The organism is Pseudomonas sp. GW822-FHT04H02, assembly GCF_058800645.1.
The window spans coordinates 1-24,335 of sequence record NZ_JBXAMM010000008.1; the positions used below are offsets into that span (position 1 = coordinate 1).

The 24,335-nt window shown below is 57.7% G+C and carries 36 protein-coding genes; 33 read left to right on the forward strand and 3 right to left on the reverse strand.

Features of this window, described 5'->3' with window-relative positions:
- The 31 genes from AC1RMG_RS28150 to bfr form a co-directional block, all read left to right on the forward strand.
- Positions 1-228 (forward strand): EF-Tu C-terminal domain-related protein (locus AC1RMG_RS28150; protein ID WP_493170791.1); only part of this gene is annotated, 228 nt, incomplete at its 5' end.
- Positions 229-368: 140 nt separating this feature from the next.
- A complete protein-coding gene (gene rpsJ, locus AC1RMG_RS28155; protein ID WP_003186070.1) occupies positions 369-680 on the forward strand; it encodes a 30S ribosomal protein S10 in 312 nt (103 codons plus the stop codon).
- A gap of 80 nt (positions 681-760) precedes the next feature.
- On the forward strand, positions 761-1,396 hold the full coding sequence (gene rplC / locus AC1RMG_RS28160; protein ID WP_007924205.1) for a 50S ribosomal protein L3: 636 nt from the start codon (positions 761-763) through the stop codon (positions 1,394-1,396).
- Positions 1,397-1,408: 12 nt separating this feature from the next.
- Entirely contained in the window at positions 1,409-2,011 is a 603-nt protein-coding gene (gene rplD / locus AC1RMG_RS28165; protein ID WP_007924200.1) for a 50S ribosomal protein L4, read from the forward strand.
- Complete coding sequence (gene rplW, locus AC1RMG_RS28170; protein WP_002555488.1) at positions 2,008-2,307, forward strand: 50S ribosomal protein L23; 300 nt, start codon at positions 2,008-2,010, stop codon at positions 2,305-2,307. Before rplD ends, rplW begins: the two co-directional genes overlap by 4 nt.
- A 14-nt stretch (positions 2,308-2,321) precedes the next feature.
- A complete protein-coding gene (gene rplB / locus AC1RMG_RS28175; protein WP_011063775.1) occupies positions 2,322-3,146 on the forward strand; it encodes a 50S ribosomal protein L2 in 825 nt (274 codons plus the stop codon).
- 16 nt (positions 3,147-3,162) lie between these two features.
- Positions 3,163-3,438 (forward strand): 30S ribosomal protein S19, encoded by a 276-nt coding sequence (gene rpsS / locus AC1RMG_RS28180; RefSeq protein WP_002555486.1) that lies wholly within the window; start codon positions 3,163-3,165, stop codon positions 3,436-3,438.
- 13 nt (positions 3,439-3,451) lie between these two features.
- Positions 3,452-3,784, forward strand: coding sequence for a 50S ribosomal protein L22 (gene rplV, locus AC1RMG_RS28185; RefSeq protein WP_003103908.1), 333 nt, complete (start codon positions 3,452-3,454; stop codon positions 3,782-3,784).
- 13 nt (positions 3,785-3,797) lie between these two features.
- On the forward strand, positions 3,798-4,484 hold the full coding sequence (rpsC, locus tag AC1RMG_RS28190) for a 30S ribosomal protein S3 (RefSeq protein ID WP_007924192.1): 687 nt from the start codon (positions 3,798-3,800) through the stop codon (positions 4,482-4,484).
- 12 nt (positions 4,485-4,496) lie between these two features.
- Positions 4,497-4,910, forward strand: coding sequence for a 50S ribosomal protein L16 (gene rplP, locus AC1RMG_RS28195; protein WP_003228729.1), 414 nt, complete (start codon positions 4,497-4,499; stop codon positions 4,908-4,910).
- Complete coding sequence (gene rpmC / locus AC1RMG_RS28200; protein WP_002555481.1) at positions 4,910-5,101, forward strand: 50S ribosomal protein L29; 192 nt, start codon at positions 4,910-4,912, stop codon at positions 5,099-5,101. The genes rplP and rpmC overlap by 1 nt, the downstream gene beginning before the upstream one ends.
- 2 nt (positions 5,102-5,103) lie before the next feature.
- Positions 5,104-5,370, forward strand: coding sequence for a 30S ribosomal protein S17 (gene rpsQ / locus AC1RMG_RS28205; protein WP_003194644.1), 267 nt, complete (start codon positions 5,104-5,106; stop codon positions 5,368-5,370).
- Between the two features lie 23 nt (positions 5,371-5,393).
- A complete protein-coding gene (rplN, locus tag AC1RMG_RS28210) occupies positions 5,394-5,762 on the forward strand; it encodes a 50S ribosomal protein L14 (protein WP_011063774.1) in 369 nt (122 codons plus the stop codon).
- Between the two features lie 11 nt (positions 5,763-5,773).
- On the forward strand, positions 5,774-6,088 hold the full coding sequence (gene rplX, locus AC1RMG_RS28215) for a 50S ribosomal protein L24 (protein ID WP_010443924.1): 315 nt from the start codon (positions 5,774-5,776) through the stop codon (positions 6,086-6,088).
- Positions 6,089-6,108: 20 nt separating this feature from the next.
- Positions 6,109-6,648 carry a 50S ribosomal protein L5 gene (gene rplE, locus AC1RMG_RS28220; RefSeq protein WP_003210069.1) on the forward strand — a complete coding sequence of 180 codons (540 nt, stop codon included), beginning with the start codon at positions 6,109-6,111 and terminating at the stop codon, positions 6,646-6,648.
- 13 nt (positions 6,649-6,661) lie between these two features.
- The gene (gene rpsN, locus AC1RMG_RS28225; RefSeq protein ID WP_003228726.1) at positions 6,662-6,967 is read left to right on the forward strand and encodes a 30S ribosomal protein S14; all 306 of its coding nucleotides are present in this window, start codon (positions 6,662-6,664) and stop codon (positions 6,965-6,967) included.
- 207 nt (positions 6,968-7,174) lie between these two features.
- Positions 7,175-7,567 (forward strand): 30S ribosomal protein S8, encoded by a 393-nt coding sequence (gene rpsH / locus AC1RMG_RS28230; RefSeq protein ID WP_011063773.1) that lies wholly within the window; start codon positions 7,175-7,177, stop codon positions 7,565-7,567.
- 12 nt (positions 7,568-7,579) lie between these two features.
- On the forward strand, positions 7,580-8,113 hold the full coding sequence (rplF, locus tag AC1RMG_RS28235) for a 50S ribosomal protein L6 (protein ID WP_007924185.1): 534 nt from the start codon (positions 7,580-7,582) through the stop codon (positions 8,111-8,113).
- Positions 8,114-8,123: 10 nt separating this feature from the next.
- A complete protein-coding gene (gene rplR, locus AC1RMG_RS28240; RefSeq protein ID WP_003186037.1) occupies positions 8,124-8,474 on the forward strand; it encodes a 50S ribosomal protein L18 in 351 nt (116 codons plus the stop codon).
- Between the two features lie 3 nt (positions 8,475-8,477).
- Positions 8,478-8,978, forward strand: a complete 501-nt coding sequence (gene rpsE, locus AC1RMG_RS28245) for a 30S ribosomal protein S5 (RefSeq protein WP_007924184.1) — start codon at positions 8,478-8,480, stop codon at positions 8,976-8,978.
- A gap of 2 nt (positions 8,979-8,980) precedes the next feature.
- Entirely contained in the window at positions 8,981-9,157 is a 177-nt protein-coding gene (gene rpmD / locus AC1RMG_RS28250; RefSeq protein ID WP_003176408.1) for a 50S ribosomal protein L30, read from the forward strand.
- A gap of 3 nt (positions 9,158-9,160) precedes the next feature.
- A complete protein-coding gene (gene rplO, locus AC1RMG_RS28255; protein ID WP_007924183.1) occupies positions 9,161-9,595 on the forward strand; it encodes a 50S ribosomal protein L15 in 435 nt (144 codons plus the stop codon).
- Positions 9,596-10,924, forward strand: coding sequence for a preprotein translocase subunit SecY (gene secY, locus AC1RMG_RS28260; protein ID WP_003210064.1), 1,329 nt, complete (start codon positions 9,596-9,598; stop codon positions 10,922-10,924). It abuts the gene before it with no gap.
- Positions 10,925-10,948: 24 nt separating this feature from the next.
- The gene (rpmJ, locus tag AC1RMG_RS28265) at positions 10,949-11,065 is read left to right on the forward strand and encodes a 50S ribosomal protein L36 (RefSeq protein ID WP_002555468.1); all 117 of its coding nucleotides are present in this window, start codon (positions 10,949-10,951) and stop codon (positions 11,063-11,065) included.
- A 130-nt stretch (positions 11,066-11,195) separates the two neighbouring features.
- A complete protein-coding gene (gene rpsM / locus AC1RMG_RS28270; protein WP_003186020.1) occupies positions 11,196-11,552 on the forward strand; it encodes a 30S ribosomal protein S13 in 357 nt (118 codons plus the stop codon).
- 30 nt (positions 11,553-11,582) lie between these two features.
- Complete coding sequence (gene rpsK / locus AC1RMG_RS28275; RefSeq protein WP_007924177.1) at positions 11,583-11,972, forward strand: 30S ribosomal protein S11; 390 nt, start codon at positions 11,583-11,585, stop codon at positions 11,970-11,972.
- Between the two features lie 18 nt (positions 11,973-11,990).
- Entirely contained in the window at positions 11,991-12,611 is a 621-nt protein-coding gene (rpsD, locus tag AC1RMG_RS28280) for a 30S ribosomal protein S4 (RefSeq protein ID WP_011063772.1), read from the forward strand.
- A 22-nt stretch (positions 12,612-12,633) separates the two neighbouring features.
- Positions 12,634-13,635: a DNA-directed RNA polymerase subunit alpha gene (locus tag AC1RMG_RS28285; RefSeq protein ID WP_007970428.1), complete on the forward strand. Its 1,002-nt coding sequence runs from the start codon at positions 12,634-12,636 to the stop codon at positions 13,633-13,635.
- Positions 13,636-13,677: 42 nt separating this feature from the next.
- Positions 13,678-14,064 carry a 50S ribosomal protein L17 gene (gene rplQ / locus AC1RMG_RS28290; RefSeq protein ID WP_007924175.1) on the forward strand — a complete coding sequence of 129 codons (387 nt, stop codon included), beginning with the start codon at positions 13,678-13,680 and terminating at the stop codon, positions 14,062-14,064.
- A gap of 176 nt (positions 14,065-14,240) precedes the next feature.
- Positions 14,241-15,689, forward strand: coding sequence for a catalase (locus AC1RMG_RS28295; protein ID WP_019094236.1), 1,449 nt, complete (start codon positions 14,241-14,243; stop codon positions 15,687-15,689).
- Between the two features lie 155 nt (positions 15,690-15,844).
- Positions 15,845-16,309 carry a bacterioferritin gene (bfr, locus tag AC1RMG_RS28300; RefSeq protein WP_011063770.1) on the forward strand — a complete coding sequence of 155 codons (465 nt, stop codon included), beginning with the start codon at positions 15,845-15,847 and terminating at the stop codon, positions 16,307-16,309.
- Positions 16,310-16,427: 118 nt separating this feature from the next.
- Here bfr and uvrA read toward each other — a convergent pair whose 3' ends face one another.
- Entirely contained in the window at positions 16,428-19,262 is a 2,835-nt protein-coding gene (gene uvrA / locus AC1RMG_RS28305) for an excinuclease ABC subunit UvrA (RefSeq protein WP_019094235.1), read from the reverse strand.
- 178 nt (positions 19,263-19,440) lie between these two features.
- Here uvrA and AC1RMG_RS28310 point away from each other — a divergent pair, with 178 nt between their 5' ends.
- On the forward strand, positions 19,441-20,835 hold the full coding sequence (locus tag AC1RMG_RS28310; RefSeq protein WP_011063768.1) for an MFS transporter: 1,395 nt from the start codon (positions 19,441-19,443) through the stop codon (positions 20,833-20,835).
- Positions 20,836-20,844: 9 nt separating this feature from the next.
- Positions 20,845-21,354, forward strand: a complete 510-nt coding sequence (locus tag AC1RMG_RS28315) for a single-stranded DNA-binding protein (protein ID WP_011063767.1) — start codon at positions 20,845-20,847, stop codon at positions 21,352-21,354.
- A 97-nt stretch (positions 21,355-21,451) separates the two neighbouring features.
- On the opposite strand, the gene AC1RMG_RS28320 is transcribed toward AC1RMG_RS28315, so the two are convergent.
- The gene (locus AC1RMG_RS28320) at positions 21,452-22,504 is read right to left on the reverse strand and encodes a hypothetical protein (RefSeq protein ID WP_493170793.1); all 1,053 of its coding nucleotides are present in this window, start codon (positions 22,502-22,504) and stop codon (positions 21,452-21,454) included.
- 14 nt (positions 22,505-22,518) lie between these two features.
- Complete coding sequence (locus tag AC1RMG_RS28325; RefSeq protein ID WP_258718040.1) at positions 22,519-24,333, reverse strand: hypothetical protein; 1,815 nt, start codon at positions 24,331-24,333, stop codon at positions 22,519-22,521.
- Positions 24,334-24,335 lie beyond the last annotated feature (2 nt).

Below are 24,335 nucleotides of genomic sequence, written 5' to 3' on the forward strand. Positions count from 1 at the left end.
CATACTCCGTTCTTCAAAGGCTACCGTCCACAGTTCTACTTCCGTACTACTGACGTGACTGGTAACTGCGAGCTGCCGGAAGGCGTTGAAATGGTAATGCCAGGTGACAACATCCAGATGACTGTCACTCTGATCAAAACCATCGCGATGGAAGATGGTCTGCGTTTCGCTATCCGTGAAGGCGGTCGTACCGTCGGCGCTGGCGTCGTAGCCAAAGTCATCGAGTAATCGACGACTCATGAAGAAGCCCCCGCTTGCGGGGGCTTTTTTATTGGGTTGACACTCTGTGGGGCCGTCTATAGAATTGCGCCTCCTTTTAACGGGCGTATTGCGCCCGGTGGGAATAGCAGCCTGGAGTCTGAAATCCAATGCAAAATCAGCAAATCCGTATCAGGTTGAAGGCTTTCGACCATCGCCTGATCGACCAATCCACCCAGGAAATCGTGGAAACCGCGAAACGTACTGGTGCTCAAGTGCGTGGTCCAATTCCACTGCCTACCCGTAAAGAGCGGTTCACCGTTCTGGTCTCCCCGCACGTCAACAAAGACGCGCGTGACCAGTACGAGATCCGTACTCATAAGCGCGTACTGGACATCGTCCAGCCAACGGATAAAACCGTTGATGCTCTTATGAAGCTTGATCTTGCGGCAGGTGTGGAAGTGCAGATCAGCCTCGGCTAAGACTCGGTCTTAGTCGTGTAACGCTCTGAAATGGGCGGCCATAGCGGGTGAAAGCCCCGTACACTCATGAGGTTTACAACATGACTATTGGTGTAGTCGGTCGTAAATGCGGTATGACCCGTATTTTCACCGAAGAAGGTGTCTCCATTCCGGTCACGGTCATTGAGATCGAGCCGAATCGCGTCACCCAGTTCAAAACTGAAGAAACCGATGGCTATCGTGCAGTGCAGGTCACTGTAGGTGAGCGTCGTGCTTCGCGCGTGACTGCTGCTCAAGCAGGTCACTTCGCTAAAGCGAACGTTGCTGCCGGTCGTGGCGTTTGGGAATTCCGTCTTGAAGAAGGCGAGTACCAAGCTGGCGATCTGATCAATGCAGAAATCTTCGCTGCTGGCCAACTGGTAGACGTTACCGGTCAGTCGAAAGGTAAAGGCTTTGCCGGTACCATCAAGCGTTGGAATTTCCGCGGTCAAGATAACACCCACGGTAACTCCGTTTCCCACCGCGTCCCGGGCTCTATTGGCCAGTGCCAGACTCCTGGTCGTGTATTCAAGGGCAAAAAAATGTCCGGTCATATGGGCGCTGAGCGCGTGACCGTGCAGTCCCTGGAAGTAGTGCGCGTCGACGCTGAACGCAATCTGTTGTTGGTCAAGGGTGCTGTTCCTGGCGCTACTGGCGGCAACCTGGTTGTACGTCCGGCGGCCAAGGCTCGCGGTTAAGGGGAAGCTGACATGCAATTAAATGTAAATGACGCTCAAGCGATCGAAGTTTCCGAACTGACATTTGGCGGCGAATTCAACGAGACGCTGGTTCACCAAGCAGTCGTGGCCTACATGGCCGGCGGCCGTCAAGGTAGCAAGCAGCAAAAGACCCGTTCCGACGTTTCCGGTGGCGGCAAGCGCCCATGGCGTCAGAAAGGTACTGGCCGTGCTCGTGCCGGTACTATCCGTAGCCCAATCTGGCGTGGCGGCGGTACCACTTTCGCAGCTCGTCCTCAGGATCACTCCCAGAAGCTGAACAAGAAGATGTATCGCGCAGCAATGCGTTCCATCCTTGCTGAGCTGGTGCGTACTGATCGTCTGGTCGTGGTTCAGGATTTCGCTGTTGAAACTCCGAAAACCAAAGATCTGCTGGGCAAGCTGAACAACATGAGCCTGACCGACGTTCTGATCGTGTCGGACGCTGTTGATCAGAACCTGTACCTGGCTGCTCGTAACCTGCCACACGTTGATGTTCGTGACGTGCAAGGTTCCGATCCAGTTAGTCTGATCGCATACGACAAAGTGTTGATCACTGTGTCGGCCGTGAAGAAATTCGAGGAGCTGCTGGGATGAACCAGGAACGCGTATTTAAAGTTCTGCTTGGCCCGCACGTTTCCGAGAAGGCTACGGTTCTGGCAGACAAGAAAGGCCAGTTCGTTTTCAAGGTTGCTACTGACGCAACCAAGCTGGAAATCAAGAAGGCCGTCGAAAGCCTGTTCAGCGTGAAAGTGGAACGCGTTACTACCCTGAACGTTCTGGGTAAGAGCAAGCGTACCGCTCGCGGTCTGGGCAAGCGTAATGACTGGAAGAAGGCAGTTATCTCCCTTCAGCCAGGCCAAGATCTCGATTTCAGCAGCAGTGCTGAGTAAGGAAGGGGTGCATCATGGCAATCGTTAAATGCAAACCGACTTCCCCTGGCCGCCGTTTTGTGGTCAAGGTGGTCAACCAGGAGCTGCATAAAGGCGCTCCTCACGCACCGCTGCTCGAGAAGAAATCGAAGTCTGGTGGTCGTAACAACAATGGCCGCATTACCACTCGTCACGTTGGTGGTGGTCATAAGCAGCATTACCGTCTGGTCGACTTCCGTCGCAACGACAAAGATGGCATCGCTGCCACTGTCGAGCGTATCGAATACGATCCAAACCGTACTGCTCACATCGCTCTGCTGCTGTACGCAGATGGCGAGCGTCGCTACATCATCGCCCCTAAAGGCGTGAGCGCTGGCGACCAGCTGATCGCAGGTGCTCTGGCACCGATCAAGCCGGGCAACGCTCTGCAACTGCGCAACATTCCAGTTGGTAGCACCGTACACGGCATCGAACTGAAGCCAGGTAAAGGCGCGCAAATCGCTCGTTCGGCTGGTGCTTCGGCTCAGCTGGTCGCTCGTGAAGGTGTCTACGTGACCCTGCGTCTGCGTTCTGGTGAGATGCGTAAAGTGCTGGCTGAATGCCGCGCGACCCTGGGCGAAGTCTCGAACTCCGAGCACAGCCTGCGTTCGCTGGGTAAAGCTGGTGCCAAACGCTGGCGTGGCGTTCGCCCAACCGTTCGTGGTGTTGCCATGAACCCGGTTGACCACCCACATGGTGGTGGTGAAGGTCGTACCTCTGGTGGTCGTCATCCGGTATCGCCATGGGGCTTCCCGACTAAGGGCGCGAAGACTCGTGGTAATAAGCGTACCGACAAAATGATCGTCCGTCGTCGCAAGTAAATAGAGGGATACGACAGTGCCACGTTCTCTGAAAAAAGGTCCTTTTATTGATCTTCACCTACTGAAGAAGATCGAAGTGGCGGCGGAAAAGAACGATCGCAAACCAGTTAAGACCTGGTCGCGCCGTTCCATGATCCTGCCACAAATGGTCGGTCTGACCATTGCTGTGCATAACGGTCGTCAGCATGTTCCAGTTCTCGTGAACGAAGACATGGTCGGCCACAAACTGGGCGAGTTCGCCGGTACCCGTACATATCGCGGGCACGTGGCTGACAAGAAAGCCAAGCGTTAAGGGGTAAGGAATGATGGAAGTAGCCGCTAAGTTGTCGGGCGCTCGAATCTCCGCCCAGAAAGCCCGCTTGGTCGCCGACCAGATCCGCGGGAAGAAGGTGGGCGAAGCGCTCAACCTGTTGGCTTTCAGCAGTAAGAAAGCCGCCGAGATCATGAAGAAAGTGCTGGAGTCGGCCGTAGCCAACGCCGAGCATAACGAAGGCGCAGACGTTGATGACCTGAAGGTCTCCACCGTTTTCGTCAACGAAGGGCGTTCGCTGAAGCGCATCATGCCACGTGCCAAAGGCCGTGCTGATCGCATCGTCAAGCGGTCTTGCCATATCACTGTCAAGGTTGCTGACAAGTAACGGAGTCGAAGAGATGGGTCAGAAAGTACATCCCATTGGCATTCGCCTGGGAATCGTCAAGGAGCACACCTCCGTCTGGTACGCAGACGGTCGGACTTATGCGGACTATTTGCTCGCAGATCTGAATGTGCGTGAGTATCTCCAAGACAAACTAAAAAGCGCGTCCGTAAGCCGTATCGATATCCATCGTCCGGCTCAAACTGCACGCATCACCATCCACACCGCTCGTCCCGGCATCGTGATCGGCAAGAAAGGTGAAGATGTTGAGAAGCTGCGTCAGGACCTGACCAAGCAAATGGGTGTGCCTGTGCACATCAATATCGAAGAGATCCGCAAGCCGGAGCTCGACGGTATGCTGGTTGCGCAGAGCGTAGCTCAGCAGCTGGAGCGTCGCGTAATGTTCCGTCGTGCTATGAAGCGCGCCGTACAGAACGCCATGCGCATTGGTGCCAAAGGCATCAAAATCCAAGTGAGCGGTCGTCTCGGCGGTGCTGAAATCGCACGTACTGAATGGTATCGCGAAGGTCGTGTGCCACTGCACACCCTGCGTGCCGATATCGACTATGCCACCTACGAAGCTCACACCACTTACGGTGTGATCGGTGTGAAGGTTTGGATCTTCAAAGGCGAAGTAATTGGTGGTCGCCAAGAAGAGCTGAAGCCGCAAGCACCTGCGCCTCGTAAAAAAGCTGCTAAGTAAGGGGTACGCCAAATGTTGCAACCAAAGCGTACGAAGTTCCGCAAGCAAATGACCGGCCACAACCGTGGTCTGGCATTGCGCGGTAGCAAAGTCAGCTTCGGCGAGTTCGCGCTGAAGTCTGTTGCTCGTGGTCGTCTCACCGCTCGTCAGATCGAGTCAGCGCGTCGTGCTCTGACCCGTCACGTAAAACGTGGTGGCAAGATCTGGATCCGTGTATTCCCGGACAAGCCTATTTCCAAAAAACCTCTCGAAGTTCGGATGGGTAAAGGTAAGGGTAACGTCGAATACTGGGTAGCCCAGATTCAGCCAGGCAAAGTCCTGTATGAAATCGAGGGTGTTTCTGAAGAGCTGGCGCGTGAGGCTTTCGCCCTGGCTGCTGCAAAGCTGCCGCTCGCCACCTCCTTTGTTAAACGGACGGTGATGTGATGAAAGCGAATGAACTTCGTGAAAAATCCGCACAGCAGCTGAACGAGCAACTGCTCGGCCTGCTGCGCGACCAGTTCAATCTGCGTATGCAGAAAGCAACTGGCCAGTTGGGGCAGTCTCATCTGCTCTCGCAAGTTAAGCGTGACATCGCTCGCGTGAAGACTGTGCTCAACCAGCAGGCAGGTAAGTAATCATGGCTGAAGCCGAAAAAACTGTCCGTACGCTGACTGGCCGTGTTGTCAGCGACAAGATGGACAAGACCATCACCGTTCTGATCGAGCGTCGCGTTAAGCACCCTATCTACGGTAAATACGTTAAGCGTTCGACTAAGCTGCACGCGCACGACGAAACCAACCAGTGCCACATCGGCGACAAGGTCACTATTCGTGAAACTCGTCCGATGGCCAAGACCAAGTCTTGGGCCCTGGTTGATGTTCTCGAACGCGCTGTGGAAGTCTAAGGGCTAGGGGTCGGAGAAATTATATGATTCAGACTCAATCCATGCTCGATGTGGCCGATAACAGCGGCGCTCGCCGCGTTATGTGCATCAAGGTGCTGGGTGGCTCCCATCGTCGTTACGCTGGTATCGGTGACATCATCAAAGTTACCGTCAAGGAAGCAATTCCTCGCGGTAAGGTGAAAAAAGGCCAAGTGATGACTGCTGTTGTAGTCCGCACTCGCCATGGTGTTCGTCGTGCAGACGGCTCCATCATCCGCTTTGATGGCAACGCTGCTGTTCTGTTGAACAACAAGCAAGAGCCGATCGGCACCCGTATCTTTGGGCCAGTGACCCGTGAACTTCGCAACGAGAAGTTCATGAAGATCGTCTCGCTCGCCCCAGAAGTGCTGTAAGGAGATCCGACATGCAAAAGATTCGTCGTGACGACGAGATCATCGTGATCGCCGGCAAAGACAAAGGTAAGCGCGGTAAGGTGCTTAAGGTTCTGGCTGACGACCGTCTGGTCGTCGGTGGCCTGAACCTGGTCAAGCGTCATACCAAGCCTAACCCGATGTCGGGCGTACAGGGCGGTATCGTCGAGAAAGAAGCGCCACTGCACGCTTCCAACGTCGCCATTTTCAACAGCGAAACCAACAAGGCTGACCGCGTTGGTTTCAAAGTAGAAGACGGCAAAAAAATTCGTGTCTTCAAGTCGACCCAAAAAGCGGTTGATGCTTGAACACTGCTAGGTAGAAGACCATGGCACGACTAAAAGAGATTTACCGGAAGGAAATCGCTCCGAAACTTAAGGAAGAACTTAAGCTTTCGAACGTGATGGAAGTTCCGCGCGTTACCAAAATCACCCTGAACATGGGTCTGGGCGAAGCAATCGGCGACAAAAAAGTCATCGAGCATGCTGTTGCTGACCTGGAAAAGATCACCGGCCAGAAAGTCGTTGTGACCTACGCTCGTAAATCCATCGCTGGCTTCAAAGTCCGCGAAGGATGGCCGATCGGCGTCAAAGTGACCCTGCGCCGTGAGCGTATGTACGAGTTCCTGGATCGTCTGCTGTCGATCTCCCTGCCTCGGGTTCGCGACTTCCGCGGCCTGAATGCCAAGTCCTTCGACGGTCGTGGCAACTACAGCATGGGCGTTAAAGAGCAGATCATTTTCCCGGAAATCGATTACGACAAGATCGATGCTCTCCGCGGTCTGGACATTACCCTGACCACCACTGCTAAGAACGATGATGAAGGCCGCGCTCTGCTGCGTGCTTTCAAATTCCCGTTCCGCAACTGATTGGAGTAGGAAAATGGCCAAGAAGAGCATGAAGAACCGTGAGCTGAAGCGTCAGCTCACCGTTGCCAAGTACGCCACCAAGCGTGCAGCGCTGAAAGCTATCATCGTGGATCTGAACGCAAGTCCAGAAGCTCGTTGGGAAGCTACCGTAGCTCTGCAGAAGCAGCCACGTGATGCAAGCGCCTCGCGCATGCGTAACCGCTGCCGCCTGACTGGTCGTCCGCACGGCGTTTACCGCAAGTTCGGCCTGGGCCGTAACAAGCTGCGTGAAGCTGCAATGCGTGGTGACGTACCAGGTCTGGTTAAAGCCAGCTGGTAATAGCTATCAAAGTCTCGGTGTTCGGGCTCGGAAGATCCCGATCGCCGGTGACCTTGAACGTGAATCAAGCCCCTTTTGGGGCTTGATTCATTTCTGGGGTGTGTCTAGAATGACCGGCTCGCCTGAGCCCGTGTTTTTTGCCCGGAATTTCTCGGCGACAGTTGTAGCCGCAAGGCTAATTCTTTTTGTATCAGGAGCATCTAGCCCATGAGTATGCAGGACCCGTTAGCGGACATGCTAACTCGAATCCGTAATGCCCAGATGGCTGAAAAGTCCGTCGTAAGCATGCCGTCTTCCACGCTGAAGGTGGCTGTAGCAAAAGTCCTGAAGGACGAAGGTTACATCGCGGGTTATCAGATCAGCAGCGAAATCAAACCTCTGCTGTCCATCGAGCTGAAGTACTTCGAAGGCCGTCCGGTCATCGAAGAAGTGAAGCGCGTTAGCCGTCCAGGCCTGCGTCAGTACAAGTCCGTTGAAGAACTGCCGAAAGTACGTGGCGGTCTTGGCGTGTCTATCGTCTCCACCAACAAAGGTGTGATGACTGATCGTGCTGCGCGCGCTGCCGGTGTCGGCGGCGAAGTTCTTTGCACTGTGTTCTAAGGGGGGATAAGCATGTCTCGCGTCGCTAAGAACCCCGTTAAGCTGCCAGCTGGTGTCGAAGTCAAATTCGCCGGCCAACAGCTTTCGGTGAAGGGTGCCAAGGGCACTCTCGAACTGAACGTACACTCGTCCGTTGAAATTGTTCAGGAAGCTGGTGAGCTGCGTTTCGCTGCTCGCAACGGCGACCAACAAACTCGCGCAATGGCCGGTACCACTCGTGCTCTGGTAAACAACATGGTCCAAGGCGTAAGCCAAGGCTTCGAGCGCAAGCTCCAGCTGGTCGGTGTTGGTTACAAGGCACAGGCAAAAGGCACAGTGCTGAACCTGGCCCTCGGCTTCTCGCATCCAGTGGATTACGAACTGCCGGAAGGCATCACCGCTGAGACTCCTAGCCAGACCGATATCCTGATCAAGGGCATCGATAAGCAGCTGGTAGGTCAAGTGGCCGCTGAGATCCGCGACTTCCGTCCACCAGAGCCTTACAAAGGCAAAGGTGTGCGCTACGCGGACGAAGTCGTCCGTCGTAAAGAAGCCAAGAAGAAGTAGGGCATAGCAAATGACCGACAAAAAAGTTACTCGACTGCGTCGCGCTCGCAAAGCACGCCTGAAAATGCACGAACTCGAAGTCGTGCGTCTCTGCGTGTTCCGCTCTTCGCAGCACATCTACGCCCAGGTCATTTCGGCCGACGGCAACAAAGTCCTGGCAAGTGCCTCGACTTTGGATAAAGAACTGCGTGATGGCGCCACTGGCAACATCGACGCGGCCACTAAGGTTGGCCAGCTGGTCGCTACGCGTGCGAAAGCCGCTGGCGTCTCGCAGGTGGCTTTCGACCGCTCTGGCTTCAAGTACCACGGCCGCGTCAAGGCGCTGGCTGATGCTGCTCGTGAAGCTGGGCTGGAGTTCTAAGTTATGTCAAATAACGACCAAAAGCGCGACGAAGGCTACATCGAGAAGCTGGTTCAAGTTAACCGCGTAGCCAAAACCGTAAAAGGCGGCCGTATCTTCACTTTCACCGCGTTGACCGTGGTTGGTGATGGTAAGGGCCGTGTTGGCTTCGGCCGTGGCAAGTCGCGTGAAGTGCCTGCTGCGATCCAGAAGGCAATGGAAGCTGCTCGCCGCAACATGATCCAAGTTGACCTGAACGGCACCACTCTGCAGTACGCAATGAAGTCCGCTCACGGCGCTTCCAAGGTGTACATGCAGCCTGCTTCTGAAGGTACCGGTATCATCGCTGGCGGCGCTATGCGTGCTGTCCTCGAGGTAGCTGGCGTTCAGAACGTTCTGGCCAAGTGCTACGGCTCGACTAACCCAGTAAACGTGGTTCACGCCACTTTCAAGGGTTTGAAAGCAATGCAGTCCCCTGAATCCATTGCCGCCAAGCGTGGCAAAAGCGTCCAGGAGATCATCTGATCATGGCTACCGTAAAAGTAACGCTGATCAAAAGCATGACCGGCCGTATCCCTAACCACAAACTGTGCGTTAAGGGTCTGGGTCTGCGTCGCATCGGTCACACTGTAGAAGTCCAGGATACTCCCGAGAATCGCGGGATGATCAACAAGGCTTACTACATGCTGCGTGTCGAGGGTTAATCGATGAAACTCAATGATCTGAGTCCAGCGCCGGGTTCCCGTCGCGAAAAGCATCGTCCGGGCCGTGGTATCGGTAGTGGTTTGGGTAAGACTGGTGGCCGTGGTCACAAAGGTCAGACTTCCCGCTCCGGTGGCACCATTGCTCCAGGCTTTGAAGGCGGTCAACAGCCGCTGCATCGTCGCCTGCCGAAGTTCGGTTTCGTTTCCCTGAAGGCCATGGATCGCGCAGAAGTGCGTCTGTCCGAGCTGGCTAAAGTGGAAGGCGACATCGTCACCGTGCAGTCCCTGAAAGATGCCAACGTGATTAACCAAAACGTTCAGCGTGTGAAAATCATGCTGTCCGGCGAAGTTACTCGCGCTGTGACCATCAAGGGTATCGCAGCCACCAAAGGTGCGCGTGCGGCTATCGAAGCAGCTGGCGGCAAGTTCGAGGAATAAATGGCTAAGCAAGGTGCTCTCTCTGCGCTCGGCAAAGGCGGTATGTCTGAACTTTGGGCTCGTCTGCGTTTTCTGTTCTTGGCGATTATCGTCTACCGAATAGGCGCACACATCCCGGTTCCAGGTATCAACCCTGACCGACTCGCGGACCTGTTTCGACAGAATGAGGGGACCATTCTTAGCTTGTTCAACATGTTTTCCGGCGGCGCGCTGGAACGGATGAGCATCTTTGCACTGGGGATCATGCCGTATATCTCGGCATCGATCATCATGCAGCTGATGACAGCCGTCAGCCCGCAGTTGGAGCAGTTGAAGAAGGAAGGTGAAGCTGGCCGTCGCAAGATCAGCCAGTACACCCGCTACGGCACTGTCATCCTGGCCCTGGTTCAAGCTATCGGCATGTCCGTTGGCTTGGCGGGTCAGGGTGTTGCGTTCACTGGTGACTTTGGCTTCCATTTCGTCGCGGTATCCACTTTTGTGGCTGGTGCGATGTTCATGATGTGGCTGGGTGAGCAGATTACTGAGCGTGGTGTTGGCAACGGTATCTCGATGTTGATTTTCGCAGGTATCGTCGCCGGTCTTCCGAGAGCGATCGGGCAGTCTTTCGAGTCTGCACGTCAGGGTGATATCAACATTTTTGCCCTGGTTGCGATCGGTTTGCTGGCAGTAGCGATTATCGGTTTTGTGGTGTTCATTGAGCGTGGTCAGCGTCGTATTGCTGTTCATTACGCCAAGCGTCAGCAGGGCCGCAAGGTATTTGCTGCGCAGACCAGCCACTTGCCGCTGAAAGTGAATATGGCCGGTGTTATTCCTGCTATCTTCGCGAGCAGCATTTTGCTGTTTCCGGCTTCGTTGGGTGCCTGGTTCGGTCAGTCTGAAGGTATGGGCTGGTTGCAGGACATCTCGCAGTCGATCGCTCCTGGTCAGCCGTTGAATATTCTGCTGTTTAGTGCAGGGATTATTTTCTTCTGCTTCTTCTATACGGCGTTGATGTTCAATCCGAAAGACGTAGCGGAAAACCTGAAGAAGTCCGGTGCCTTTATTCCGGGCATCCGTCCAGGTGAGCAGTCGGCGCGCTACATTGATGGCGTTCTGACTCGTTTGACCATGTTCGGTGCTCTATATATGACGGCCGTCTGCCTGTTGCCCCAGTTCCTGGTGGTTGCTGCAAACGTTCCGTTCTACCTTGGCGGGACCTCGTTGCTGATCGTGGTCGTGGTTGTTATGGACTTTATGTCGCAAGTACAATCGCACCTCGTTTCCCACCAGTACGAATCCCTGATGAAGAAAGCCAACCTGAAGGGTTACGGCAGCGGCATGCTGCGCTAATCCATAAGGTTCGAGGAGTTGGTGATGAAAGTTCGTGCATCGGTGAAAAAGCTGTGCCGTAACTGCAAGATTATTCGCCGCGAAGGTGTTGTTCGAGTAATTTGCAGCGCGGAACCGCGTCACAAACAGCGCCAAGGCTGAGTGTGATTGTGCTTCAAGCCCGGCAGCTAGTGCGCTGCCGGGTTGATTATTTGTTATTACAGCGATATTATCTCGCGCCCTATTTCTTGGCTTCCGGGGCGTAGGTAGCTGTCAATTGGAGTCCCACTGAATGGCCCGTATTGCAGGCGTTAACATTCCAGATAACAAGCATACTGTTATCTCGCTGACCTACATCTATGGTGTTGGTCGCACTACTGCGCAGAAAATCTGCGCGGTGACTGGGGTCAACCCAGCTGCGAAGATCAAGGATCTGAGCGACGAGCAAATTGAACAGCTGCGTGGCGAAGTGGCGAAGTTCACCACTGAAGGTGACCTGCGTCGCGAAATCAACATGAAAATCAAACGCTTGATGGATCTGGGCTGCTACCGCGGTCTGCGCCATCGTCGTGGTCTTCCAGTGCGCGGTCAGCGTACCAAGACCAACGCGCGTACTCGCAAAGGTCCGCGTAAGCCGATCCGCAAGTAATCGCACCAGCGAATCGACAGGAATTTAGTCATGGCAAAACCTGCTGCTCGTCCTCGTAAAAAGATTAAAAAGACAGTGGTTGATGGCATCGCCCACATCCACGCGTCTTTCAACAACACCATCGTGACCATCACCGACCGTCAAGGTAACGCTCTTTCCTGGGCAACCTCCGGTGGTTCGGGTTTCCGCGGTTCTCGCAAGTCCACCCCGTTCGCTGCTCAAGTAGCTGCTGAGCGTGCTGGTCAAGCTGCGCTGGAATATGGCCTGAAAAACCTCGACGTCAACGTCAAGGGTCCAGGTCCAGGTCGTGAATCCGCAGTCCGCGCTTTGAACGGCTGTGGCTACAAGATCGCCAGCATCACCGACGTGACGCCAATCCCGCACAACGGGTGCCGTCCGCCGAAGAAGCGCCGCGTGTAATCCAGGAGATTGTAAAGAATGGCTCGTTACATTGGTCCAAAATGCAAACTGGCTCGTCGCGAAGGCACCGATCTCTTCCTGAAGAGCGGCGTGCGCGCTATCGAATCCAAGTGCAACATCGAAGCAGCTCCTGGCATCCACGGCCAGCGTCGCGGTCGTCAATCCGACTACGGCACCCAGCTGCGTGAAAAGCAAAAAGTTCGTCGTATCTACGGCGTACTCGAGCGTCAATTCAGCGGCTACTACAAACAAGCAGCTGGCAAGAAGGGCGCAACCGGCGAAAACCTGTTGCAACTGCTCGAATGCCGTCTGGACAACGTTGTGTACCGCATGGGCTTCGGTTCTACTCGTGCCGAATCCCGTCAGCTGGTATCGCACAAGTCGATCAGCGTGAACGGTCAGACCGTTAACGTTCCGTCCTACCAGGTTCGTGCTGGTGACGTGGTCGCTGTTCGCGAGAAAGCAAAAAATCAACTTCGCATTGTCCAAGCTCTCGATCTGTGTGCTCAACGTGGCCGCGTAGAATGGGTAGAAGTAGACACTGAGAAGAAGTCGGGCGTTTTCAAGAACGTTCCAGCTCGCAGTGATCTGTCCGCCGACATCAACGAAAGCCTGATTGTCGAGCTCTACTCCAAGTAAGGGCTAGAAAATAGGTGCATCCATGCAGATTTCGGTAAATGAGTTCCTGACACCCCGCCACATTGATGTGCAGGTTGTCAGTCCAACCCGCGCCAAGATCACCCTCGAGCCTCTCGAGCGTGGTTTTGGCCACACCCTGGGCAACGCGCTGCGCCGCATCCTGTTGTCCTCAATGCCCGGCTGTGCAGTAGTCGAGGCCGAGATTGACGGTGTGCTCCACGAGTACAGCGCCATCGAAGGTGTACAGGAAGACGTAATTGAAATCCTGTTGAACCTTAAAGGTCTGGCTATCAAGCTGCACGGCCGTGACGAAGTTACGCTGACCTTGTCGAAGAAGGGTTCGGGGGTGGTTACCGCTGCCGATATTCAGCTGGATCATGATGTCGAGATCGTTAATCCCGATCACGTAATCGCTAACCTGGCGTCTAACGGCGCCCTGAACATGAAGCTCGTAGTAGCTCGTGGTCGTGGTTATGAACCGGCCGACTCGCGTCAGAGCGATGAAGACGAAAGCCGCAGCATTGGTCGCTTGCAGCTCGACTCTTCGTTCAGCCCGGTTCGCCGTATCGCATACGTGGTGGAAAACGCCCGTGTCGAGCAGCGTACTAACCTGGACAAGCTGGTTATTGATCTGGAAACCAACGGTACTCTGGATCCTGAAGAGGCTATCCGTCGTGCTGCAACCATCCTGCAACAGCAGTTGGCTGCGTTCGTCGACCTCAAGGGTGACAGTGAGCCAGTGGTAGTCGAGCAGGAAGACGAGATCGATCCGATCCTGCTTCGCCCGGTTGACGATCTGGAACTGACTGTACGTTCGGCTAACTGCCTTAAGGCGGAAAACATTTACTACATCGGCGACCTGATTCAGCGTACCGAAGTAGAACTGTTGAAGACTCCGAACCTGGGCAAGAAATCCTTGACTGAAATCAAGGACGTTCTGGCCTCCCGCGGTCTGTCCCTCGGCATGCGCCTCGACAACTGGCCGCCTGCAAGTCTTAAGAAGGACGACAAGGCGACTGCCTGATCGTCGTAATCACCGAACGTTGTGTTTGGTAAGGAATGAACCATGCGTCATCGTAAAAGTGGGCGTCACCTGAGCCGCACCAGCTCGCACCGCAAGGCCATGTTCCAGAACATGGCGGTGTCGCTGTTCGAGCACGAGCTGATCAAAACTACACTGCCGAAAGCTAAAGAACTGCGCCGCGTTGCCGAGCCGCTGATCACTTTGGCCAAGACAGACAGCCTGGCTAACCGCCGTCTGGCTTTCGACCGTACCCGTTCGAAAGCTATCGTTGGTAAGCTCTTCAACGACCTGGGCAAGCGCTACGCTACCCGTGAGGGTGGCTACCTGCGCATCCTCAAGTGCGGTTTCCGCGCTGGCGACAACGCTCCTATGGCGTACGTTGAACTGGTTGATCGTGCTGTCGGCGGTGAAGCTGTATCCGCTGAGTAAGACGTCAGTCTGAAACAAGGAACCGGGCCTAGCGCCCGGTTTTTTGTGTCTGCCTATATTGGATATTTCTATCGTTAGCTAATGTGTAATGCATTGGATGTTGTAACACTGGTGGTCAATACTCTTTGTCAGCCGATTAGCCGGCAGTTTCACAGACTGACAGAGGAAGATTGAGCATGAGCCAGACCAAAACTCTTACTACCGCAAGTGGCGCTCCTGTCGCTGATAACCAGAACTCTCGTTCCGCCGGCCCCCGGGGCCCTCTGCTTCTCGACGATTTTCACCTGATCGAAAAGCTCGCCCATTTCAACCGCGAGAATATTCCCGAGCGTCGCGTGCACGCCAAGGGTTCAGGCGCCTATGGCACTTTCACCGTTTCTCGTGATATCACCGAATACACCAGCGCCAAGTTGTTTGAGGCGGTAGGCAAGAAGACTCCGACCTTCCTGCGTTTTTCCACGGTAGGCGGCGAGCGTGGTTCGGCAGACACCGAGCGTGACCCACGCGGCTTTGCCCTCAAGTTCTACACCGAAGAAGGCAACTGGGACATCGTAGGCAACAACACCCCGGTTTTCTTCATTCGCGACCCGCTGAAGTTTCCCGACTTTATCCACACCCAGAAGCGCTTGCCCCAGAGCAATCTGAAAAGTGCCCAGATGATGTGGGATTTCTGGTCCCATTCGCCCGAGGCGCTGCACCAGGTAACCATTCTGTTTTCCGATCGAGGTATTCCGGACGGCTACCGCCACATGCATGGCTTTGGCAGCCACACCTACAGCCTGATCAACGCCAAGGGTGAGCGGCATTGGGTCAAGTGGCACTACAAGACCAAGCAGGGCATCAAGAACCTGGCGCCGGCTGACGCAGCGCGCCTGGCCGGTACCGATCCTGATTACGCCCAGCGCGACCTGTTCAATGCGATCGAGCGCGGTGAGTTTCCGAAATGGAGCGTGTGCATTCAGGTCATGACCGAAGCTCAAGCCGCCGCGCATTACGAGAATCCCTTCGATGTGACCAAGACCTGGTCGCAGAAAGAGTTCCCGTTGATCGAAGTGGGTGAGCTGGAACTGAACCGCAACCCGTTGAATTACTTTGCAGAGGTCGAGCAGGCTGCATTCGGCCCTAGCAACATGGTACCTGGGGTAGGTCTTTCGCCGGATCGCATGCTGCAAGGCCGAGTATTCGCATACGCCGACGCGCATCGCTACCGTGTGGGTACCAACCACCAACAGTTGCCGGTGAACGCTCCATTGAGCCCGGTGAACAGCTACCAGCGCGACGGCTCCATGGCTTTCGGTACCAATGGTGGTGCGGCGCCTAACTACGAGCCCAACAGCTATGGCGATGCGCCGAAGCAGGCTCCACGTTATGCCGAGCCGGCCCTGGCACTCAGCGGTGCTGCGGACCGCTACGATCATCGTGAAGACACCGACTACTACAGCCACGCTGGTGCGTTGTTCCGCCTGATGAACGATGAGCAGAAGGCATTGCTGATCAATAACATCGCGGGCGCCATGGCTGGAGTGACGGCTGATGTGGTTGATCGGCAGTTGCAGCATTTCTACAAGGCCGACCCGGCTTACGGCGAAGGCATCGCCAAAGCTTTGGGCGTATCGCTCAAGTAAGTCTAAATAAGAAGCAGAACCGCCCTCATTTGGGCGGTTTTTGCGTTATTTCTACTGGTTTTCTCAGATATTCTTCACTTTTTCAGCTATTTCTAAGTGACCTGCAAGTCAGCTTGGTTCAAACTATCCACTTTCAAGCAGGGAGATGTAGGGCGATGCAAGGTCACCCGGACGTAATCGATTACCTCAACACGTTGCTGACGGGCGAGCTGGCAGCACGAGACCAATATTTCATCCACTCGCGGATGTACGAAGACTGGGGCTTTACCAAGCTCTATGAGCGTATCAACCATGAAATGGAAGAAGAGGCGCAACACGCCGACGCCCTGATGCGCCGCATCCTGATGCTCGAAGGCACTCCGCGCATGCGCCCTGACGATCTCGACACCGGAACCACGGTGCCGGAGATGCTGGCCAGCGACCTGCGCCTGGAATACAAGGTGCGCGCCGCGTTGTGCAAAGGCATCGAGCTGTGCGAGTTGCACAAGGACTATGTCAGCCGCGACATCTTGCGCATCCAGCTGGCGGATACCGAGGAAGATCACACCTACTGGCTGGAGAAGCAGTTGGGCCTGATCAAGTCCATCGGCCTGGAGAACTACCTGCAATCGCAGTTCTGATTGCGTTAGGTGTTGCTGCCTGTTCGCGAGTAAAGCTCGCTTCTGCGGGAGGGGCAGCAACCCCTAGAGACAAAAAAGCCCCTGGCACCGTCAAGTGCCAGGGGCTTTTTCATGGGCCTCAGGCGCGGTCGCGGGTCAGCAACGGCTTGAGGTAGTGCCCGGTATGGGACTGCGGCATCTCCGCAACCTGCTCCGGGGTGCCCACGGCAATGATCTGGCCGCCCTTGGAGCCGCCTTCCGGCCCCAGGTCCACCAGCCAGTCGGCGGTCTTGATCACATCCAGGTTGTGTTCGATCACCACCACGGTGTTGCCGTGATCGCGCAGGCGGTGCAGTACGTCCAGCAACTGCTGGATATCCGCAAAGTGCAGGCCCGTGGTCGGCTCATCAAGGATATACAGAGTCTTGCCGGTGTCTCGCTTGGACAGCTCGCGAGACAACTTGACCCGCTGCGCTTCGCCACCGGACAGGGTCGTCGCCGACTGCCCCAACTTGATGTAGGACAGGCCCACATCCATCAGGGTCTGCAGCTTGCGCGCCAGGGCAGGCACCGGGTCGAAGAACTCCCTGGCTTCCTCGATGGTCATTTCCAGCACCTCGTGGATGCTCTTGCCCTTGTACTTGATTTCCAGGGTTTCGCGGTTGTACCGCTTGCTCTTGCACACGTCGCAGGGCACGTAGATGTCCGGCAGGAAGTGCATTTCCACCTTGATCAGGCCGTCGCCCTGGCAAGCCTCGCAGCGCCCACCCTTGACGTTGAAGGAGAAGCGACCGGGCCCGTAGCCCCGGGAGCGCGACTCGGGTACCCCGGCGAACAGCTCGCGGATCGGGGTGAACAGCCCGGTGTAGGTCGCCGGGTTGGAGCGCGGAGTCCGGCCGATCGGGCTCTGGTCGATATCCACCACCTTGTCCAGGTGCTGCAGGCCGTTGATGCTGTCGTGTGGCGCGGCTTCCAGGGTGGTGGCGCCATTCAGTGCGGTGGCGCTCAAGGGGAACAGGGTGTTGTTGATCAGGGTCGACTTGCCCGAGCCCGATACCCCAGTGACGCAGGTCAGCAGGCCAATGGGGATCTCCAGGTCGACATTGCGCAGGTTGTTGCCGCGAGCGCCCTTGAGGGTCAGGGAGAGCTTCTTGTTGCGCGGCGTGCGCTTGGCCGGCACCACGATCTTCACCCGGCCCGAGAGGTATTTGCCGGTCAGGGAGTCCGGATGGGCCATGACCTCTGCGGCGGTGCCTTCGGCAACGATTCGCCCGCCGTGCACACCGGCCCCCGGGCCGATATCGACGACATAGTCGGCCAGGCGAATGGCGTCTTCATCGTGTTCAACCACGATCACCGTGTTGCCGATGTCGCGCAGGTGTTTCAGGGTTCCCAGCAGGCGATCATTGTCCCGCTGGTGCAGTCCGATGGACGGCTCGTCGAGGATGTACATCACCCCCACCAGGCCGGCGCCGATCTGGCTGGCCAGGCGGATACGCTGGGCTTCGCCGCCGGACAGGGTGTCCGCGCTGCGGTCCAGGGTCAGGTAGTCGAGCCCGACGTTGACCAGGAACTGCAGGCGCTCGCGGATTTCCTTGAGGATCTTGTCGGCGATTTCGCCACGGCGCCCGGTGAGTTTCAAGGTGCCGAAATAATCGGTGGCGTCGCCGATGGGCAGGCTGGTGACTGCCGGCAGGGTTTTCTCGCCCACCCAGACGTGCCGCGCTTCGCGACGCAGGCGGGTGCCACGGCAATCCGGGCAGGGCTGGGTGCTGAGGAACTTGGCCAGCTCTTCACGCACGGTGGCCGACTCGGTTTCCCGGTAGCGGCGCTCCAGATTCGGCACTATCCCTTCGAACGGGTGGGAGCGCTTGACGATGTCGCCCCGGTCGTTGAGGTATTTGAAGTCGACGTTCTGGGTGCCGCTGCCGTGCAGGATGACCTTCTGCTGATCCGCCGGCAGTTGGTTGAACGGTACTTCCAGGCTGAAGCCGTAATGAGAGGCCAGCGAACCGAGCATCTGGAAGTAATAGACGTTGCGCCGGTCCCAGCCGCGTATCGCCCCTTCGGCCAGGGTCAGCTCGCCATTGACCAGGCGCTTGATGTCGAAGAACTGCTTGACCCCCAGCCCGTCGCAGGTCGGGCAGGCACCGGCCGGGTTGTTGAAGGAGAACAGCTTGGGTTCCAGTTCGCTGATGGCATGGCCGCAGATCGGGCAGGCGAAGCGCGCGGAGAAGATCATCTCTTCTCCCGGCTCGTCGTCCATCGGCGCCACCAGGGCAATCCCGTCCGCCAGTTTCAAGGCGGTTTCAAAGGATTCGGCCAGGCGCTGCTGCAGGTCGGCGCGGACCTTGAAGCGGTCGACCACCACATCGATGGAGTGCTTCTTCTGTTTATCCAGCTTCGGCAGCTCGTCCAGCTCGAACAGCTTGCCGTTGACCCGGGCGCGAACGAAGCCCTGGGCTCGCAACTCTTCGAAGACCGACAGATGTTCGCCCTTGCGCTCGCGGATCACCGGGGCCAGCAGCATCAGCTTGCTGCCTTCGGGCTGGGCCAGTACCAGGTCGACCATCTGGCTGACGGTCTGGGCTTCCAGCGGGATGTCGTGGTCCGGGCAGCGTGGAGTACCGACGCGGGCATAGAGCAGGCGCAGGTAGTCGTAGATCTCGGTGATGGTGCCGACGGTGGAGCGCGGGTTGTGGGAGGTGGATTTCTGTTCGATGGAAATCGCCGGCGAGAGGCCTTCGATGGTGTCGACATCGGGCTTTTCCATCATCGACAGGAACTGTCGGGCATAGGCCGAGAGCGACTCGACATAGCGGCGCTGGCCTTCGGCATACAGCGTGTCGAAAGCCAGGGACGACTTGCCGGACCCAGACAGCCCGGTGATGACGATCAACTTGTCCCGCGGCAGGGTCAGGTCGATGTTCTTCAGGTTGTGGGTGCGGGCCCCACGAATCAGAATCTTGTCCAAAAGTGGCCTCGATCGGCGGGCGTAAAGGCAGGAGTATAAAACCAAACACTGGATGGATGCACACTATCGTTCGGCGCTTTTTTGATCGCTGGCATGGGCTGCGCGGCAAAGCGTCGCCATATACCCCCTCAATCGATCCGACTGGTAGAATCGCCGCCGGTTCACATGAGGTTTATCCATGCACGATCCCCACAACGAACGCATGAGTGGCAGCGAGACCCGCGCGGCAAGCGGGCTGGCCCTGGTGTTCGCCTTCCGTATGCTTGGCATGTTCATGGTACTGCCGGTCCTGGCGACCTATGGAATGGATCTCGCAGGAGCGACCCCGACCCTGATCGGGCTGGCGATTGGTGCCTATGGCCTGACCCAGGCAGTGTTCCAGATTCCCTTCGGGATCATTTCCGACCGTATCGGTCGTCGTCCGGTTATCTACCTGGGGTTGATCGTGTTCGCCCTGGGCAGTGTGCTGGCGGCCAACGCCGATTCGATCTGGGGGGTGATCGCCGGGCGTATCCTGCAGGGCGCCGGCGCAATTTCCGCGGCGGTGATGGCGCTGCTTTCCGACCTGACCCGCGAACAGCACCGGACCAAGGCCATGGCCATGATTGGCATGACCATCGGTCTGTCCTTTGCCGTGGCCATGGTGGTTGGCCCGCTGCTGACCCGCAGTTTCGGACTTTCGGGGCTGTTCCTGGCCACCGGGGCCATGGCCCTGGTGGGCATTCTGATCATCGCCTTCATGGTGCCGCGCTCAACCGGGCCGCTGCAGCACCGGGAATCCGGAGTGGCGCGCCAGGCGCTGATCCCGACCCTCAAGCACCCCGATCTGCTGCGCCTGGATCTTGGTATCTTCGTGTTGCACGCGATGCTCATGTCGAGCTTCGTGGCCTTGCCCCTGGCGCTGGTGGAAAAAGCCGGCCTGCCCAAGGAGCAGCACTGGTGGGTCTACCTCACCGCACTGCTGATTTCGTTCTTCGCCATGATCCCGTTCATCATCTACGGCGAGAAGAAACGCAAAATGAAACGAGTTCTGTTGGGCGCGGTCAGTACGCTGCTGCTCACCGAGCTATTCTTCTGGGAGTTCGGCGACAGCCTGAGGGCGCTGGTGATTGGTACCGTGGTGTTCTTCACCGCGTTCAACCTGCTGGAAGCGTCCTTGCCGTCGCTGATCAGCAAGGTTTCGCCGGCGGGTGGTAAAGGAACGGCGATGGGGGTGTATTCCACCAGCCAGTTCCTCGGTTCGGCACTGGGCGGCATCCTCGGCGGCTGGTTGTTCCAGCATGGCGGTTTGTCGGCTGTGTTCCTTGGATGCGCAGTCCTGGCTGCACTCTGGCTGGCCTTTGCTGTTACCATGCGCGAGCCCCCGTATGTGACGAGCCTGCGCTTGCCGTTATCGCCCGAAGCGATCCGCGAAGCCGGCCTGGTCGAGCGCCTGAAGGCCGTTGTTGGGGTAACAGATGCCGTAGTGGTGGCCGAAGAGGCCGCCATTTACATCAAATTGGACACCGAATTATTGGATCGCACGACCCTCGAGCAGCTGGTCAATCCAGCGCCGTCGGCGAGCGAAGCCTAGGAGAACGTTATGGCCCGTGGGGTTAACAAAGTCATATTGGTCGGCACTTGCGGCCAGGATCCCGAAGTTCGCTACCTGCCTAACGGTAACGCCGTGACCAACCTGAGTCTGGCCACCAGCGAGCAGTGGACCGACAAGCAGACCGGTCAGAAGGTCGAGCGCACCGAGTGGCACCGCGTGTCGATGTTCGGCAAGGTCGCGGAGATCGCCGGTGAATACCTGCGCAAAGGTTCGCAGGTCTACATCGAGGGCAAGCTGCAGACCCGCGAGTGGGAAAAAGACGGTATCAAGCGCTACACCACCGAAATCATCGTCGACATGCAGGGCACCATGCAGCTGCTGGGTGGCCGTCCACAGGGCGACCAGCAAGGCCAGGGCGGCATGTCCAACTCGGCACCGCGTCCACAGCAGTCCCGTCCTGCTCCGCAGCCACAGCGTGAGTCGCGTCCAGCGCCACAGCAGGCCGCTCCGCAGCCGGCTCCGGACTTCGACAGCTTCGATGACGATATTCCGTTCTGATCGCTGTTTTCAGCGTTCAGCATCGATAAAAACGGGGCCATGCAGATGGCCCCGTTTTTTTATGCCCGGGTTTAACCGGTGTGCCGCATCACTCAGCTCAAAGCGCCACTCGCCGCAGTCGGCCGCTCAGTGCGACCACCTGCTGCTCCGGCGTCGGAATCGGTCGCCCACTCAGGCCCATGCCTTCACTCACCAGCACCGCGTCTCCGACGCAGCACAGGTTGGAAGGCGTATCCAGGCCCTTGGCGAGTACTTGCACGCTGCGTTGCTGCAAATCGCAGCGCAGCAGGCGGCCGCTGAAGCGGGCGAAGCCGCCGTGCAGGACTTCGCCGGCCCAGTCCGGCGGCAACGGTTGCAGCAGCCGGTCGCACAGTTCCAGCACCAGGATCCGCTCCTGCGGGTCCAGCGCCAGCCCGGTGGGCAGTTGCAGTCCGCGAATCAGCACCTCGATCCTGCCGCTCTCGGGCCAGACCCGGATCACCTGGCCCGCCTTGTCGGCGAAGTCGATACCCATCCGCGCCGGGTCCCGGCGCAGCTCGCCGGAGAACAGGCTGATCAGCACGGCATCCGTCTGCGGCTCGTGCACCAGGGTCACCGGCACGGCTTCCTGGCCCTGATCCAGATCGGGCAGTTGCGCCAGGACTTGTTCACCGCCCTCGCTGAACTCCACCAGTTGGTTGCTATCGGGCTTGACCGCCAGCCAGTTGCGGCGCGACGGGTGATAGCACAGCGAGTTGAGGTTGCCGCGACTATGGAACAGCGGCTCGGGCGGGTTGTATTGCAGGTCCAGGAGCTTGGAGCCGGCGACGTAGTCGGTTTGGCTGGCCAGGCAGCGCCCGTCGCCCAGGGCGATGTCCGACAGGCCCATGATTTCGTCGCGCAGCATGCGCGATTGCATGTTCATCGAACGAAAACCCTGAGCCACGACCTGGGGCGGCAGGTAGGCGCCCGGCTGGCCCGGATCCGGACGCAGGCGGCTGATGCGGCCGCTGAACGGCTGGTCCGGCAGGCCCGAGCCGGCTTCCGCCAGCAGCAGGCTGCCATCGCCTTGCAGGCAAACCCCGCGAGGGTTGAGCAGGCCCTCGGCGATGACGTGATCCGGTCGCAGCACCTGCTCGAGCTGGGTGGGAATATGCAGAGCAACGGGCATGGTCTTCTCCTTGTTCAAGGCTGCCAGGGCGTGCCATTGAGGTAGGCGGTCAGCAGGGAGCGTTGGCTCGGCGACATCGAACGCACCACGGACATGTACAAGGTGGTGTTCTGGTACTCGGGGGATATCCGGGTGAGGATTGCCTGTTTGAAGCCCATTACCGCGTCTTGCTGGTTGAGCTGGATGTAGCGCGACATGGCAGGAAAGGCCAGGTAGTGGAAGCGCAGCACGTTCTCATAGACCTGGTCCCAGGTAATGATGCTGCCCGAAGGGATGCCGAAGTCGGTCCGGGCGTATTTGCGGAAGTTGTTGAAGGTCTGGCAGGCAGGGTTGTCGTTGATGGTGCAGGTCAGTGTGGTGAAGCCGGCCAGGCCACTGGAGCCTGTATCGGGGACGACATTGAAACTGATCGAGGACCGGCCGGCCGGTACCGTGAGTTCAGTCGGGAACTGGAGAAAGTCCCAATACTGATTTTCCGTATAAAGGTTGGTCGGGCCGGGGACGATGCTGATCGGTGTGTCCGTGGGCACCGCGCCACCCAGGTAGCGGGCCTGCAAGGTCACCTGTACTCCCGGGCTGTCAGGGGCGAGGTAGTTGTTGCGCTGATCGCTGTACACCCGATAGGGGCTTTCGGGGGCAGACAGCTTGCCGTTGCTGGCACTCCCGGGAGTGCTGATGTTCAGCGGCGTATTCTGTACCTGCTGTTGCTGGGCCGCGTTGAGTGGCACATCGATAAGGCCGCCGTACAGGTAATAGTCCTGCAGTTGCGGATCGGTGGGGGCGAAACTCGCCAGGGTGTCCGTCCCCACGGCAATGTTCACGGTGCCGAAGTCGGCGTTCGGACCTATGGGGCTGATGATGTCGTCGCGTCGTACGCGGAAGGTCTGTTTGGGGATCAGGTTGACCATGTCGATGCTCAACAGGCCGTTGGCGACCTCGGCATAGGCCGCGGTCTCGGTGTCCGGGTTGAGCAGTTGGCGTCCAGGCGGGCAGATCAGTGGCTCATCGGCATAGGCTGTGGCCAGGGTGCCGATGATCCGGCCGATGCTTGGATTAGGGCTGAACTGGCCAGCGGCGTAGTCGGCGTTCAACTGTTCGGTGGTCAGGGTCGGGCACATCTCGAACATCACGAAACGCAACACTATTCCTGTAGCCCCGGGCGCTTCGATCAGCGCCTTGAGCCCGGCGCTGTCTGGGTTGTAGCTGACGATGCTGCTCAGCGGGAAGGTCAGTTGAAAGGTGCCGCAACCGTGAAAGGACATCGGTGCGTCCATTCGCTGCGGGTCCAGTACCCGCGAGCCCACATCGAAGCTACTGCACACGGTGTCCCAGCGGATCAGCAGTTGGGGCGTGCTGCCGTTGCCGATCTGCAATCCGCCCACGAAGATCTGCGTGGTGGTGGTGGCGGTAGGGTCCAGGTCGACCATCATCGGGCCGGAGTAGGGGCCTTGCCCGGTTCCGGGCACCACGGAGCCGAGCAGGTACACCGGCTGGCCGATCAGATCGCCGTTCAGGGCGATGTTGCCTGGGCTGCCCTGGGAGCTGATCAGCGCGTTCTGCAGGGTCACTACGTGTTCGCCGTAGTGGTTCCAGCCACCGGCTGTGTAGCGGCTGTCGGGGCCTATTTCGGGATCGGGGGCATTGATCAGCGCGTACAGCTGATCATCACTGTAGCCCTGGGCGGTGGGCGCCACTGTCGAGGTGGTCAGGTCGAACAGTTCCATCCGGCTGGTGGGGCCGGTGGGCAAGGTCGGTGAGTTGTTTGGCACGCTGACGTCGGTGGAGATGCCGCCCCAGAAGTTCACCCGGGGGCCGTTCAATATGCTCATGG